Origin of the sequence: Enterococcus sp. AZ128 (assembly GCF_051714485.1) — a bacterium.
In the GTDB taxonomy this organism is placed as follows: domain Bacteria; phylum Bacillota; class Bacilli; order Lactobacillales; family Enterococcaceae; genus Enterococcus_A.
Window position 1 is genome coordinate 86,291 of the sequence record NZ_JBIORZ010000004.1, and the last position, 14,209, is coordinate 100,499.

Sequence of the window (14,209 nt, forward strand, 5' to 3'; positions counted from 1 at the left end):
TTGTGCTCCCTTTTTGGCTAATGCGGGTCTTGGATTCGTTTAAACATGCGTTCCATATCACCATTGTTAAAGTGAATCAATACAGGTCGGCCATGAGGACAGTTGAAAGGATTCTCACATTGGGCCAGGTCTGTTAACAACACCCTTGCTTGAGCCTCATTCAAATGATGATTCGCTTTGATAGAACGTTTGCAACTCATCATGATGGCGGTCGCTTCACGGAACTTTTTAACACTAACTGAACCTGTGATCAACAGCATATCGATCATTTCGCGAATGATGCTTTCTTCTTGTCCTGCTGGATACCAAGTTGGATGTGCCCGTACGATGAAACTGTTTGGACCAAATTCTTCCAGATAGATGCCAACTTCTTGCAGCAATTCTGTTTTTTCCTTCAGCTTGATCGCATCATTGCTAGGATAATCCAATACAAAAGGCACTAATAATTCTTGCAGATCATCAGAAACATCCCCGATCTTTTCACGGAAATATTCATATTTAATTCGTTCCTGCGCTGCATGCTGATCAATAATGTATAGCCCATCTTGGCTTTGGGCAAATAAATACGTTCCATGCATTTGACCAAAATATTCCAACATCGGGAATCGTTCTTTAGGCCGTTCTTTTTCCAACTTCGTAATGGCTTGTTCGATCACTTTTTCTCCTGATTGAGTACTTAGATCAAACTCAGGGTGATCGGCACTAGCTGCTTCTTCATAGACCTCTTCCTCAACCGGAGGACTCGCTTCTTCGGGTGTCTCTAGAACGGCTTCGGGTGTTTCCTCCACGATCGAAATTCTTTCCTCTGTTGGTTGATCCAGCGGCACAGAAAATGATCCCTCAGGCACCTCTTCTTGGATTGGAACTTGCGTCTCAATTGGTTCAGTTTCTTTGGGTTCAACATAGAAAATACCGGTCTTCGGATCGTAATTCAGATTACTTTTCTTCTTCGGCTGCTCTTCTAATGGCAGATCCAATTGTTCCGTTTGGATTTTTTCGACCTTGCGTTTGAAGCTGGGATTCTCGCCGACATCAGGAATCAAATTGATTTGGCGCAGGCTCTCAGCGATTCCGCTGCTGATCAGGTCCATTAATTCTTTTTCCTTCGATAAACGAACTTCCTGCTTGGTGGGATGGACATTCACATCGACTAATAACGGGTCCATCGTAATTTCAAGCACCGCGATCGGAAATCGTCCCACCATTAATTTTGACTGGTAGCCTTGGACGATCGCCTTGTTCAACGCATAATTTTTAATATAACGGCCATTGATAATTACTGATAAATAGTTTCGGCTTGCTCTTGTAACCTCGGGCAGCGACACATAGCCATTCAGCGTAAAGTCCAAATCTTTCGCTTCGACCTTCAGCATTTTTTTGGCGGTTGCCACACCATAGATTCCGGCAAGCGTCTGCTTCAAATCACCGCTGCCGCTGGTGCTCAGCATTTTATGCCCATCATGAACCAATCGGAAGGCCACATTAGGATGGCTCAACGCCATACGGTTGACGATATCGCCAACATTCGATAGTTCCGTTTGCAGTGATTTCACATATTTTAAACGAGCAGGTGTATTGAAAAATAGATTCTCAACAGTGATCTTCGTTCCTGTCCGCAATGAGGTAGGACGCTGCTCTTCGATCTTGCCGCCTTTTAAGAATAGATAAGAGCCTTGTGACTCATCAGCGGTCGCTGTCTCCAAAGTCATCTCGGAAACAGAGGCGATCGACGGCAAGGCTTCACCGCGGAATCCTAATGTGCGAATCCGGAACAGATCGTCTCGATTGTGAATTTTACTGGTAGCATGCCGCTTGAAGGCATTTTCGACATCGGCTTGGCTGATTCCCTCACCGTTATCCACGATCTGAATTTTTTTCAAACCGGCTTCTTCGATCAAAATATCGATTTGCGTGGCTTTCGCGTCAATGGCGTTCTCGACTAATTCTTTGACGACTGATGCCGGGCGTTCGACAACTTCACCCGCGGCGATCTGATTGGCTAAGCGTTCGGATAATTCTTGGATTTTTCCCATCCTATCCGTCCTTTCTTAAAAAGTTAAATCCGTTTTTGTAATTCGTATAGGAAGTTTAATGCTTCCATCGGGTTCATTTCAAGTAGATTGGTTTTCTTAATACTGTCCACCACGCCAAGTTCGGCAGTAGACACCTCGTTGAATAACGAAAGCTGCTCGTTTTCTTCAACAATATCCGTATTTTTCTGTACTGGCGCGTCTGCCTCCAAGGAGGATAAAATCGTCGCCGCTCGTGAAAGCAGATCTGTCGGCATCCCGGCAATTTTCGCTACATGAATCCCGTAACTTTTATCAGCAGGACCATCCATCAATTTGTGCAGGAAGACAACTTCGCCATTTTGCTCTACGGCACCAACGTGAACATTTTTTAATTGCGGCAGGCTTTCTTCCAAGACGGTCAATTCATGATAGTGCGTTGAAAACAATGTTTTGGCTTTAACATTCTTATGGATATATTCGATGATTGCTTGAGCCAATGCCATGCCATCGTAGGTCGCTGTTCCACGGCCCAATTCATCGAATAGGATCAAGCTGTTTGGTGTCGCATGACGCAATGCCTGATTGGCCTCCATCATTTCCACCATGAAGGTCGATTGACCGGCGATCAAGTCATCACTGGCACCGATCCGAGTAAAGATCTGATCAAAGATCGGCAGCGCGGCGCTTTCAGCAGGGACAAAACAGCCCATTTGCGCCATGATCACGGTCAAGGCTAATTGACGCATATACGTACTTTTACCGGACATGTTCGGTCCAGTGATCAGCAGCAGCAACTCATCAGGGTTCATGTGAACACTGTTAGGAATATACTCCTGGTGTCCAAGAACTTTTTCTACAACTGGATGGCGGCCTTCACTGATCTGTAAATTATGGGTGCCGACTTCCATCGTTGGTTGGACATATTGATAGCGTTCACTGACTGTCGCGAAGCTTTGCAGCACATCCGTCGCGCTCAAGCTTTTCGCTAATTTTTGCAAACGCGTAATGGCTTTCTTGACTTCGTTGCGGACTTCTAGGAAGAGCGTGTATTCTAAGGCGACTGATTTTTCTTCAGCTTCTAAAATCAACGTCTCTAATTTTTTCAATTCCGGTGTGATAAAGCGCTCCGCATTTGCTAGCGTTTGTTTCCGCTCATATTTGCCTTCTTCAAGGTTAGCAAGATTCGACTTGGTGATCTCGATATAGTAGCCGAACACCCGGTTATAACCGACCTTCAGCGTTTTGATCCCGGTGTCGGCACGTTCTCGCGCTTCCAGCTCCGCCAGCCAGGTCTTGCCGTTGGTCATGGCTTCACGGTATTGATCCAGTTGTTCGTTATACCCGTCTTTGATCACATTTCCTTCGGTAATTTGCAGCGGCGCTTCATCGTTGATAGCTTTTTCGATCAACGCCACCAAATCATCCATCGGTTCCATATCCACTAAAAGATCGTTCCACTCCCCTTGATTGATCCCGGTCAGTAACTGCCGAATCTGAGGAACCTGCATCAAGGAGGTTTTCAATTGGATCAAATCACGGCCATTGACACTGCCAAAAGCAACTCGTCCAGCGAGACGTTCCAAATCATATACCTTAGTCAGGGTTTCGTTTAGATCCATCCGTTCAAAATAAGCGTTCAATAAAGAAGAAACCATCGCTTGGCGAGCGTTGATCTGACGCTTTTGGATCAACGGACGATCAATCCATTGTTTCAATAGGCGTCCGCCCATCGCGGTTTTTGTCTCATCTAATAACCACAAAAGTGTTCCTTGTTTTTTTCCTGTTCGAATCGAACGGGTCAATTCCAAGTTTGTCTTTGAGAAATAATCCAGCTTCAAGAAGTGCTCTGGCTGGTATTCTTCAGCTTTTTGAATATGCCCTAAACTACGTTTTTGAGTGACCGATAAGTACGTCAACAGTTTCCCGGTCGCTTCTTTTTCCAGTTCCTCTGTAATATCAGCGGTTAAAAAGCTGAATTCCGCATTGTCTTCGATTCTTTCTTGTTGCGAAAAGACTAGGCCGAGACGTTCGGCTAGATTTTTCTGCAGTCCTGCCGGGATCTCACTGCCTAAGACGATCTCTTTGGTTTGCAGAGCGGTCGCTTCATTCATTACGGCTTCTTCATCATGTAACAGCGCTGTTTTCAGTTCGCCGGTTGAAAGATCGACATAGGCAAAACCAAATTTGTCTTTGACGTGTGTGACTGCGGTCAAGAAGTTATTGGCTTTAGCTTCGATGCCTTTGCCTTCCATCAAAGTTCCAGGTGTGATCAATTGGACGACTTCGCGTTTGACCATCCCTTTGGCTTCTTTCGGGTCCTCCATCTGCTCACAGATAGCAACCTTGTATCCTTGTTCGACTAGGGTATCAATATAGCCTTGGGCTGAGTGATGCGGCACGCCGCACATTGGGATCGGGTCGTCTGCATTGCGGTTCCGGCTGGTCAGGGTTAATTCCAATAGCTGTGACACTTTGATCGCGTCTTCGTTAAAAAGCTCGTAAAAATCTCCTAAACGATAAAATAAAAACGCGTCCTTGTATTGTTCTTTGATCGCCAAGTATTGTTCCATCATTGGCGTGTTTTTTGTTTTTTGAGGCATTCTGCTCCTCCTAGTTTCTTTTATCTTTATCTATTATTTCGTTCATCCAGCGAAACTAACGATTGAAACATCCGCCAAATCAATTGGCTGAATCTTCTGAAGCCTCGTCTGCTTCTATCGCGGCATTGATTTCTTTTTGGATCATAGTCGTCAAATGCTGGAGTATATCATTGGCTTCATAAAGCTGTTCACGGTAGGCAACCACCAACGGATGCTGATCGAATTCTTTGGTCAGACGATCGGCTTCCTTCAGCGCTTCGCGTTCTGCTTCTGGTTTGCCGTAATGAGCGAATTGGACCGCATCTTTTTGTGCAGCTTTGATTCCTTCTTCTAATTCCTGCAGCGTCTCGTTTTCTTCTACTCGTTTTTGGAGCTGCTGGAAACGGATGATCTCTTCATTTTTTCCTAATAATGCTGTTAAATGAGATAAAGCCGCTTCGACAGCGGCTTCATTTGCTAAATTCATGTTATCCCTCTGCTTCTATTCTCTAAATGGACGATCGTCATTGATCACGATCGTTTCGATTTTTTGTCCATGACCATTTTTATCGATGTCGATCACACAAGCGGACAACAACGTCCGGCCTTCCTCGATCACTTCAAAACGATGGGGCAGCGCCGTCAGAAACTTCTCAATGATCGGTTCCTTCTTCATTCCCAAAATGCCGTCATAGGGTCCCGTCATTCCGACATCTGTCAGATAAGCCGTCCCTTTGGGCAAAATACGCGCGTCATTGGTTTGAACGTGCGTATGCGTGCCAACTACCGCTGAGACGCGGCCATCTGCAAACCAGCCCATTGCCTGCTTTTCACTCGTTGTTTCCCCATGAAAATCAACAAAGATATAGGGGGTGCGTTTCCGAGCTTCCGTAATTAGCTGATCCGCGATACGGAATGGGTCATCTAAATCCGTCATAAAAGAACGGCCTTGCAAGTTGATAATCGCCAGTTCTAAATCATTCACCTTCACATACAAATGGCCTTTTCCCGGTGTGCCTTCTGGAAAGTTTGCCGGCCGGATCATTTTCTTCGCGTCAGAGATAAATTCAAAAATCGCCTTATTGTCCCATGTATGGTTCCCCATCGTAACAACATCGACACCATCTTGTAAAAATTTTTTATAGATTTTTTCTGTAATTCCGCGACCTGCCGCCGCGTTCTCGCCATTGACGATCGTCAATTGTGGATGGTATTTTTTCTTCAATCGCGGTAAATAATCACTCAGCATTTGCCGACCTAACGAACCAACAACATCTCCAATGAATAGTAAGCGCACTTTTTTTCCCCTTCTCTAGTTAAGCATCTTGTCCTATTATAGTTGTTTTTGCTTGAAAATAAAAGATTCCATTCGACTTGCTGCCATCAATTTAATAATCAGCAGGCTCCTTGAATGGTAGGAGTTTTTCTAAAAAGCAGGAAAAGAAGACCTCGTTTCCCCTACGATTCCTCTAAACAGCCTATTCACACATTTATGGGACCAGATATTTCCCTCGCAGACTTCACGCTGTGACCATAAGAAAGGCTTCGCGAGCGCGCTCAGTTTTTGGTCTTATTGCCGATATGCTAGTTCTGCTTAATGTAATTTAGCAATATGCGTAGCTTACATAGAAAAGCTAGTTCGTGAAGCCAAACATGGATATCATTGCTGTTAAGCGATTTATTCATGCGAAAACTTTATACTTCCTTTAATGTCAAAAAAACTGCGGGCAGCTATCCACCCGCAGTTCTTCCCATTTAAACAACTCAGCTAAACAACCTCAGCTGCTTCATCTTTATTCCAATGCGCTTTCTGTTCACTTTCCGCACGATAGCTTTGGACGTGCTCCCATTTCTCAGGGTCTTGCTGATAGGTGTTGAAATCGAGATCATCCACCAGCCACTTCTCTTGATCCTCATCGTAAACAAGACTCGCGATCGCATTTTTATTGTCCGAAGACAACGCTTCGTCGATCCCAATCTCCTCGACTAATTGCATCGAACGCTTAAGATCGATGTATAAATCGAATTGAACCTTTGTCTGACCAGAGTTGACTGAGATCGAATCACAATCAAGCTTGATCGTCTGAAATTGCTGATCAAAGCTTTTCAAATAAGGCTTCAAACTCTCAAAGCTGAGCGCCATCTCTTCTTTGTGCTGCTTAGAAGCCGCCAGCTGAGAGACGTTCAGATCTTCACGAACCCCTTTATTGAAAGATTCGAAGTAGTTGACCGCAGAAGCCAGCAAATGCTTCTCAAATCTTTGATTGCCTTCATATAAACTATTTTCCTTCACCGTCAACTGTTGATCCTCTGCATTGAGGTCAAGCGATTCTTTTTCCTGCTTTGAACCAAATTTTGGATGCGCCGTTTCATAGGCCACTTGGTATTTCCCAGGTAAAAAGGGACCGAAAGTGTATTTCTGCCATTGCTCCGCATAGTCGCCAGTAATGTCCTGTCCCTGAAGCGTCGCTCGAAGCTCGGCGCCCTTAGGCAGCTCTATTACAAAAAAACGAGCATTTGGATAAACTTGCGCTGGTTTCAAAAAAGAAGCACCCTTTTTAATCGAAAAACTGTTTTCGTCTTTCAGTAATTTAATGACTTGCTTCTTTTTCAGCTTCTTCAGCTGTTGTTGAAACACGTTTCGCGCGTCTTTCGTAATCTTTTTCTTATTTGAATAGCTCGGCATGTACCCCTTGATTGCTGCCTCATCATTTTCAAGTAACGCAGTCGCAAGGCGATCCACCGTTGCATCCTCGCTATTTTTATAACTAGAATAGCCAACAAATCCGAAAATAATCAGCGCTGCTAACGCGATCGTTGCCAGCATTCCAGTCTTTTTAGTCATTGAGTCCGCCTCTGAAGGCCGCTTTCAATGATTTAAAATAGTAGTTTCGGCTTTCATTAGACGAATTAATTTCCCATTTGCCGTCTTTTTTCTCCAGCTTCACTTGATAGCCTTCGCCATTCATGTTGTCATCCGTGTTGATCGGTGCCTCATTGATTTTCCCTGGTAATTCTTGCAATAAATATTTTTCAGCATCACGACGAACACTAGTGTAATCAGTATATTTCCCTTTATTTTCTTCTACAAATTTATCCGTGATCGATTCGGTATCGACATCGTCTAAGAATACCATCTCAGGACGAACATAGATCACTGCTGATTCTGGGAAGAATTCTTTAAAGCTGTAAGTTACTTTGCCTTTTTCAGCATTGGTCTGCTGAATCTGAGTGATTACTTTTTCCAGCTCAGCTGTCGAAGGTTCGTAATCTGAGAACTCTTCCTTCAAACTATTGGCGCTGTCTTCTTTGAAGGTCTTACGCTCTGCTTCAACATCATTGGCTAATTCTAGTTTCCCAGCTGCTTTCTTATCTTCATCCTTCACTTCATCAGAACCGTAAAAGACTTTTGTTACATATTGACTCACCAGTGCTTGCACAGCTTTGGTATCATCGCTGTATTTCTTAGTATCAAGCTTCAGTTCAATACCTTCATCTTTTTCATCTTCTGAATAATATGTTGGCTTGTAATGCAGCTCATATTCCCCATCTTTTTTCACTTCAAATACCAATGGTTCCGTAAAGCTCTTATCTTCGGATAAACTTTCACTGCTCATTACTTTAAAGTTATCATTGGAATCATAGACGTGCTCTGAAGAAACTTTTTTTCCATCTTCATCGTATAAAGCAAAATCATTGGAAGAAACATCTAATTTGTCCTTTGACTTGTTTTTGACTTTGATCTCCAGTGCCAAGAAGCCTGTTTCATCATCGACCTTTTCACCATCAGGAATAATGTAGCTTCCCCCTTCGACACTCATTTCGACCTTTGATGTTTGTGCTGTGTTCTCTTTTTTCTCAGCTTTTTTTGTTTCACCGCCGCCTGAACAAGCAGTCATCGTTACTAATAAACTGCTGAGCAAAATCAACCCGCCGATCACCCTAAACTTTTTCATACCTTCTCCTCCTATGTACCCTATTTTTAAGTGGATAAAAAAACACTTATATCTTATATGATAAACGGAGAATATCGAATTCGTCAACACAGTTAAAGAAATTAAGAACAAATCGACGAATATAAAAAAAACAAATAGAATTAATAAATGAAAATGTTAAAAAAAGATTTTATAATATTTATATCTATTTAATTTGTCATTTTCTTTTGCTGTTTTTTGTAAGCATTCATACAAACCAAGGCCTATTTCTTAATTGTTCCTTCGACAGTTTAAAAATCACGATTCTTTTATTTTATATTTCTTTTTGCAAACTGTTGAAAAAATGGATTTTTCGCTACATTCAATAGTCTAACTATAGAGAATCCAACCAACTATTCTTTAAATTGTTTTATTTTCTAAACGGCACAAAAAAAGAATCAGGAAAAGATTCCCGATTCTTTATACAGACTTGATTAACGAACCAACTCCAGTTGACGTAACGCTTTGTAAATACCGTCTTGGTCATTTGTATCCGTTACGATATTCGCAGCTTCTTTGACATGGCTTGCAGCATTTCCCATCGCAATACCCGTGCCGGCCAGGTTCAACATTTCAATATCGTTGTTGCCATCGCCGAAAGTGACGATGTTTTCTGGTTTGATGCCAACTTTTTTCGCTAATGCTAAAATCGTTTGGGCTTTTGACCCAGGATTTGGAATGATGTCGACACTATTTTCATGCCAACGAACCAAACGAAATTCTGGAAAGGCCGCTTCAAATTCTTTGTCCATCGACTGATCATAAAAGGCACAGCCTTGATACACTTCATGCTGAGAGAAATAATCGGCATCGTACTCAGGAGCTTGCTGTCCAAAGGAGGACATCGCATTACTGACCTTCGCACCATCGAAGTTCGTTACGCGTCCAAAGGAATCTAAGCCAAAGAGAATGATGTCGATGTTACGTTCACTGGCAAAATCGATCATCCGAGTCATGGCTTCACGGTCAAGTGTATGCTTATAAACCTGCTCATGATCTAAAAATCCAGCAGAGCCATTACAGATGATGTAATTCGAGCATCCCAATTGATGAATCACACCACCAGCTAATAAGCGGGAACGTCCCGTCGCAATAGTCACTAAATGTCCAGCCTCGCGTAATGCCTTCAACGCTTTTATCGTGCTGTCCAAAGGTTCTCTTTGGCTGCTCAATAAGGTCCCGTCAATGTCTAGTGCGATTAATTTTCTTTCCAAAATATCTCTCTCCATTTAAATGTATTTGCTGCCCTCACGTAGGGCTAACTTACTTAAAGCCTGTTGTTCCATAAAACGTTTGACCCATTCTTGGTTTACTTTACTATAATCTCGCAATGCCCAGCCGATCGCCTTCTGGATAAAAAACTCATCCGTCGTCAAATCCGCCAAGATCGCTTTGGTCAATAATTCTGTATCGGTCTTTTCTTTGAACATCAGCTGCAGGTTGATCGCTACACGGCGATACCAAAAGTTCTCCTGTTGATAGAAGAAAGCAAAAACTTTTTCTATCTCACTGGGATGCGCCAACACCCACGTAGAAAAGACTTTACGCCACGCATCAATGCTGTCCCACCAACTTTTCTCTCCTAATAAAGGAAGCAGTACCGCTAACTCCTCCAGCGAAAATCGCTTGATGTTCTTTTGTGCCAGATCGATCGCGTAATACTGATACTCCCGCTCTTCCCTGCGGTAGTTGCGGAAAATCTCTTGGATCAACTCCGGCATTGGCAACGTCAGACTTTCCTTTAAAAAGGGCCGTTCCAACAATGCGCGCTGCGGTTTTTTGACGCCGCAAAAAGGAAAAAGATCTTTCATATAACGAGCCATTGGTTCTGCAATAGCCGGTTGAGCTGGAAAAATCAATACTTCCATTTACTCACCTCTTCTTCCCCTTCCATTGTAGTGAATTTTCAGAGAATTTGCAAAAACTTCTTCCGTAATTCTGATTCAATTGTTTCGCTGTTTTTGAAAAAAAGTAATCGTTTTTGGCCAGCACCCAACAATTAACACATTTTTTTCAAAAAAGCAACTGCTGAACTTGACTCGGGTTGCATTTTTCCGTTATACTGACATTTGTGTAAAATAATGCAGCAGAGGAATAATAGCCCGTCCCCAGTTCGTTGCCAGTATTGGTTCAATTGTGTAACCGCGGCTGCGAAGGTGAAGATTGAAGAACGAACTACACGGATATGAATTTTTCAACGGATTATTTTACTCCAAAAAAAAACAATTTATTGGAGGAATTTTTAATGTCACGTTATACAGGACCATCATGGAAACAATCTCGTCGTCTTGGTATCTCATTATCAGGAACAGGTAAAGAATTAGCACGTCGTCCATACGCTCCAGGTCAACATGGACCAAACAGCCGTGGAAAGAAATCTGAATACGGCTTGCAATTAGCAGAAAAACAAAAATTACGTTTCATCTACGGATTAAACGAACGTCAATTTAGCAACTTATTCGTACGCGCTAGCAAAATCAAAGAAGGTAAACATGGTGTTAACTTCATGGTCTTACTAGAACGTCGTTTAGATAACGTTGTTTACCGTTTAGGTTTGGCTTCAACTCGTCGTCAAGCTCGTCAATTAGTTAACCATGGTCACGTAACTGTCGATGGCAAACGTGTTGACATCGCTTCATACGAAGTAGAAGTTGGCCAAGTTATCGGTATCCGTGAAAAATCTAAAAACATGGTTACTGTGAAAGAAGCAGTTGAATCAGCTGTTGGTCGTCCTGCTTTCGTAAGCTTCGACGCTGAAAAATTAGAAGGTTCATACTCTCGTTTACCAGAACGTGATGAAATCAACCCAGAAATCGACGAATCACTAGTCGTTGAATACTACAACAAATTAATGTAAGAATTCTTACAGACACTCAAGTCCTTGGAAACAGGGATTTGGGTGTTTTTTTGACCAAACAAAAAACAGCTTCCTGCAATCATCGTTCAGAAAATTGCAGGAAGCCGTTTTTCTCTTTTACATCAAGCTGCTGTAAATCGTGATGATCTCCTCTAGGGACGTATCACGCGGATTTCCAGGTGTGCAGACATCTTTTAAGGCGTCTTCTGCAATTTTGGCAATATCTTCTGCTTTGACGCCTAGTTCTGAAATTGTCGCAGGGATACCAACATCTTTACTCATTTGATCAATCACCGCACAAGTGGCATCCCTGACTTCTTCAATCGTCAGCGTATCCGCACCTTCCACATTCAATACCTTTGCGATTTCACGATATTTATCTCCCGTGAAATCCTTATTGTATTTCATTACGCTCGGTAGAAGAGCCGCACAAGCAACACCGTGTGGAATGTTATACCATGCGGATAAAGGATGGGCCATTCCATGAACCAATCCTAGACCAACGTTTGAGAAACCCATACCTGCGATATATTGACCTAATGCCATTTCTTCACGTCCTTTTTCCTCTCCTGCTACAGAAGATCGCAAAGAACGTCCGATGATTTCAATCGCTTTTAGGTGAAGCATGTCGCTCATTTCCCAAGCGCCTTTTGTAATGAAACCTTCAATCGCATGAGTCATGGCATCCATTCCAGTTGCGGCACAAAGCCCCTTCGGCATCCCCATCATCATTTCGCTATCGATAAAAGCCACTACGGGAATGTCATGAGGATCGACGCAAACGAACTTGCGATTTTTTGATTTATCGGTGATAACATAATTGATCGTTACTTCAGCTGCTGTTCCTGAAGTTGTCGGAACTGCCAAAATCGGCAATGAAGGATTTTTTGTCCCTACTTCGCCTTCTAAACTAACAACATCCGCAAATTCTGGATTTTTTGCAATGATACCGATCGCTTTGGCCGTATCGATCGGTGAGCCGCCACCGATTGCAATGATAACGTCTGCTTGCGCTTTCTTGACAAAAGCTACTCCCGCCTGCACATTCTCCACTGTCGGATTCGGCACGATTCCGTCATAAATTTCATAATCAATTGCTGCCTTATCAAGCAAACCTGTAACTTTAGTCGCCACATTAAACTTGATCAAATCTTTATCCGTAATCACTACCGCTTTCTTGAAACCGCGCTTTTGAAACTCCAGCGGAACAGATTCGATCGCTCCCTTGCCATGATACGATGTTTCGTTTAATATCATCCGATTTGCCATGTATTTATTTCCTCCTAGTTCCTATTAATGTAATTATTTTTCTCAGGAAAAATAAAGCTGATGTTCACCACGTATATCATTCTACTTAATACGCTAAAGCGTAGAGTAGAACTGACATCCTAGTTCCTATTAATGTAATTATTTTTCTCAAGAAAAATAAAGCTGACGCTCACCACGTATATCATTCTACTTAATACGCTAAAGCGTAGAGTAGAACTGACATCCTAGTTCCTATTAATGTAATTATTTTTCTCAAGAAAAATAAAGCTGATGCTCACCACGTATATCATTCTGATTAATCTAGATGATAGATCTCCTTCATCGTAGTCCAAACACCTTCCGCACCATAACCTTCTAATGGCTTCATACAAGGAATACATTCATCCCACCATTCTTGCGTTGTTTTATCCGCGGCCATTTTCGCCATGTCCGCATCATAATCCTCTCCTGTATATTCATAATAAGAAAAAAGGAGATTCTCGATTTGATAAATCGAATAATTCTGCAGATTGCATTCTTTAATCATTTCGTTTACTTTCGGCCATGCGTTGGCATGCAGCTCAATATATTTTTGTTTCGATTCTGGCTTCAGGGTAGAGATCGCGCCATATCTTGTTACAGTCATCATCCAGTCCTCCATTATTTTCGATTTAAATAAATCACTTTTGCATTTTCGCTAAATAATTTTCTTTTGAAAGCTTCAGAACGAGCGTCGGTCAATGTTAAAAGAAAGTCGGTCCATTTACTAAGTCCGCCGCCTAAATCTATTACAGGAAAGTTAGAAGCATAAAGAATTCGATCTTCTCCGAAAAGATCCATTACATGATTGATTTCCTCAGAGAAATCCTCAAAACCTATTTTCTCTGTCTCCATAACACCAGAAATCTTACAATAGACATTCGGCAGTTCAGAAAATCGTTTTAGATTTCTAAGCCATTTTTCACGATATCTTTTTTTCTCATCGTTCAGCGGCGGAGTCAGCATTTCCATATCGGGATTCCCCATGTGGTTAAGAATGATTCTTGTTTCAGGACAATTTTTAGCCAGCTCATACCCATCTGATAGCTCTTCGTTTCTTAGGCATAGGTCAAAGCTCAATCCGATCTCCCCCAGATAGCGGACATTTTGGATAAACTTCGGCTGCAGACAAAAAACTCTCTCTCGCTCCGCAACATGCAGAACTTGGCGAAGTCCTGAAATGTCAAAACGATATTTTTCAATATATTCTTTGAAATAATCATCTGACAGATCACCGGAAATCACGGCGCCCTTGAAAATACTCTTGGAACTCTCACATTGATTGATGATTCCTGTATTTTCTTTTTCGCGATCCCTTGGCGCGCAATCAACTTCCATGTATACGGCGTCAGTGATCGCAAAGCGATCACTGACCATGGCTTTTTGATAGTCCGTCTCGGTGAATGTTTGATTCAAGTATTCCTCAGTATCTAACCATGGAAGCCGCAACTGTGCTAAATCCCACGTATGGACGTGCGTATCTATAATCTTCTTCATGCT

Annotated in this window: 12 protein-coding genes; 1 reads left to right on the forward strand and 11 read right to left on the reverse strand. The window is 42.5% G+C overall.

What is annotated here, in order from left to right; genetic code table 11:
• Nucleotides 1-17: 17 nt before the first annotated feature.
• From mutL to IGI38_RS21680, 8 genes are all read right to left on the reverse strand, one after another.
• The gene (gene mutL / locus IGI38_RS21645) at nucleotides 18-2,033 is read right to left on the reverse strand and encodes a DNA mismatch repair endonuclease MutL (protein ID WP_438733966.1); all 2,016 of its coding nucleotides are present in this window, start codon (nucleotides 2,031-2,033) and stop codon (nucleotides 18-20) included.
• Between the two features lie 23 nt (nucleotides 2,034-2,056).
• Nucleotides 2,057-4,612 carry a DNA mismatch repair protein MutS gene (mutS, locus tag IGI38_RS21650; protein ID WP_438733967.1) on the reverse strand — a complete coding sequence of 852 codons (2,556 nt, stop codon included), beginning with the start codon at nucleotides 4,610-4,612 and terminating at the stop codon, nucleotides 2,057-2,059.
• 79 nt (nucleotides 4,613-4,691) lie between these two features.
• Nucleotides 4,692-5,078, reverse strand: a complete 387-nt coding sequence (locus IGI38_RS21655; protein ID WP_438733968.1) for a YlbF family regulator — start codon at nucleotides 5,076-5,078, stop codon at nucleotides 4,692-4,694.
• Between the two features lie 15 nt (nucleotides 5,079-5,093).
• The gene (locus IGI38_RS21660; RefSeq protein ID WP_438733969.1) at nucleotides 5,094-5,888 is read right to left on the reverse strand and encodes a TIGR00282 family metallophosphoesterase; all 795 of its coding nucleotides are present in this window, start codon (nucleotides 5,886-5,888) and stop codon (nucleotides 5,094-5,096) included.
• Between the two features lie 471 nt (nucleotides 5,889-6,359).
• Nucleotides 6,360-7,436, reverse strand: a complete 1,077-nt coding sequence (locus tag IGI38_RS21665; RefSeq protein WP_438733970.1) for a hypothetical protein — start codon at nucleotides 7,434-7,436, stop codon at nucleotides 6,360-6,362.
• On the reverse strand, nucleotides 7,429-8,547 hold the full coding sequence (locus tag IGI38_RS21670; RefSeq protein WP_438733971.1) for a DUF4352 domain-containing protein: 1,119 nt from the start codon (nucleotides 8,545-8,547) through the stop codon (nucleotides 7,429-7,431). Before IGI38_RS21670 ends, IGI38_RS21665 begins: the two co-directional genes overlap by 8 nt.
• Before the next feature lie 452 nt (nucleotides 8,548-8,999).
• The gene (locus IGI38_RS21675; RefSeq protein ID WP_438733972.1) at nucleotides 9,000-9,779 is read right to left on the reverse strand and encodes a Cof-type HAD-IIB family hydrolase; all 780 of its coding nucleotides are present in this window, start codon (nucleotides 9,777-9,779) and stop codon (nucleotides 9,000-9,002) included.
• A 15-nt stretch (nucleotides 9,780-9,794) separates the two neighbouring features.
• The gene (locus IGI38_RS21680; RefSeq protein WP_438733973.1) at nucleotides 9,795-10,433 is read right to left on the reverse strand and encodes a DNA alkylation repair protein; all 639 of its coding nucleotides are present in this window, start codon (nucleotides 10,431-10,433) and stop codon (nucleotides 9,795-9,797) included.
• 377 nt (nucleotides 10,434-10,810) lie between these two features.
• On the opposite strand from IGI38_RS21680, the gene rpsD reads away from it, so the two are divergent.
• The gene (gene rpsD / locus IGI38_RS21685) at nucleotides 10,811-11,422 is read left to right on the forward strand and encodes a 30S ribosomal protein S4 (RefSeq protein ID WP_438733974.1); all 612 of its coding nucleotides are present in this window, start codon (nucleotides 10,811-10,813) and stop codon (nucleotides 11,420-11,422) included.
• Between the two features lie 117 nt (nucleotides 11,423-11,539).
• Here rpsD and fucO read toward each other — a convergent pair whose 3' ends face one another.
• The 3 genes from fucO to IGI38_RS21700 all read right to left on the reverse strand — a co-directional run bounded on the left by fucO (nucleotide 11,540) and on the right by IGI38_RS21700 (nucleotide 14,206).
• Entirely contained in the window at nucleotides 11,540-12,691 is a 1,152-nt protein-coding gene (gene fucO, locus IGI38_RS21690; RefSeq protein ID WP_438733975.1) for a lactaldehyde reductase, read from the reverse strand.
• 295 nt (nucleotides 12,692-12,986) lie between these two features.
• The gene (locus IGI38_RS21695) at nucleotides 12,987-13,316 is read right to left on the reverse strand and encodes an L-rhamnose mutarotase (RefSeq protein WP_438733976.1); all 330 of its coding nucleotides are present in this window, start codon (nucleotides 13,314-13,316) and stop codon (nucleotides 12,987-12,989) included.
• 14 nt (nucleotides 13,317-13,330) lie between these two features.
• Nucleotides 13,331-14,206: an amidohydrolase family protein gene (locus tag IGI38_RS21700; RefSeq protein ID WP_438733977.1), complete on the reverse strand. Its 876-nt coding sequence runs from the start codon at nucleotides 14,204-14,206 to the stop codon at nucleotides 13,331-13,333.
• Between the last annotated feature and the right edge of the window lie 3 nt (nucleotides 14,207-14,209).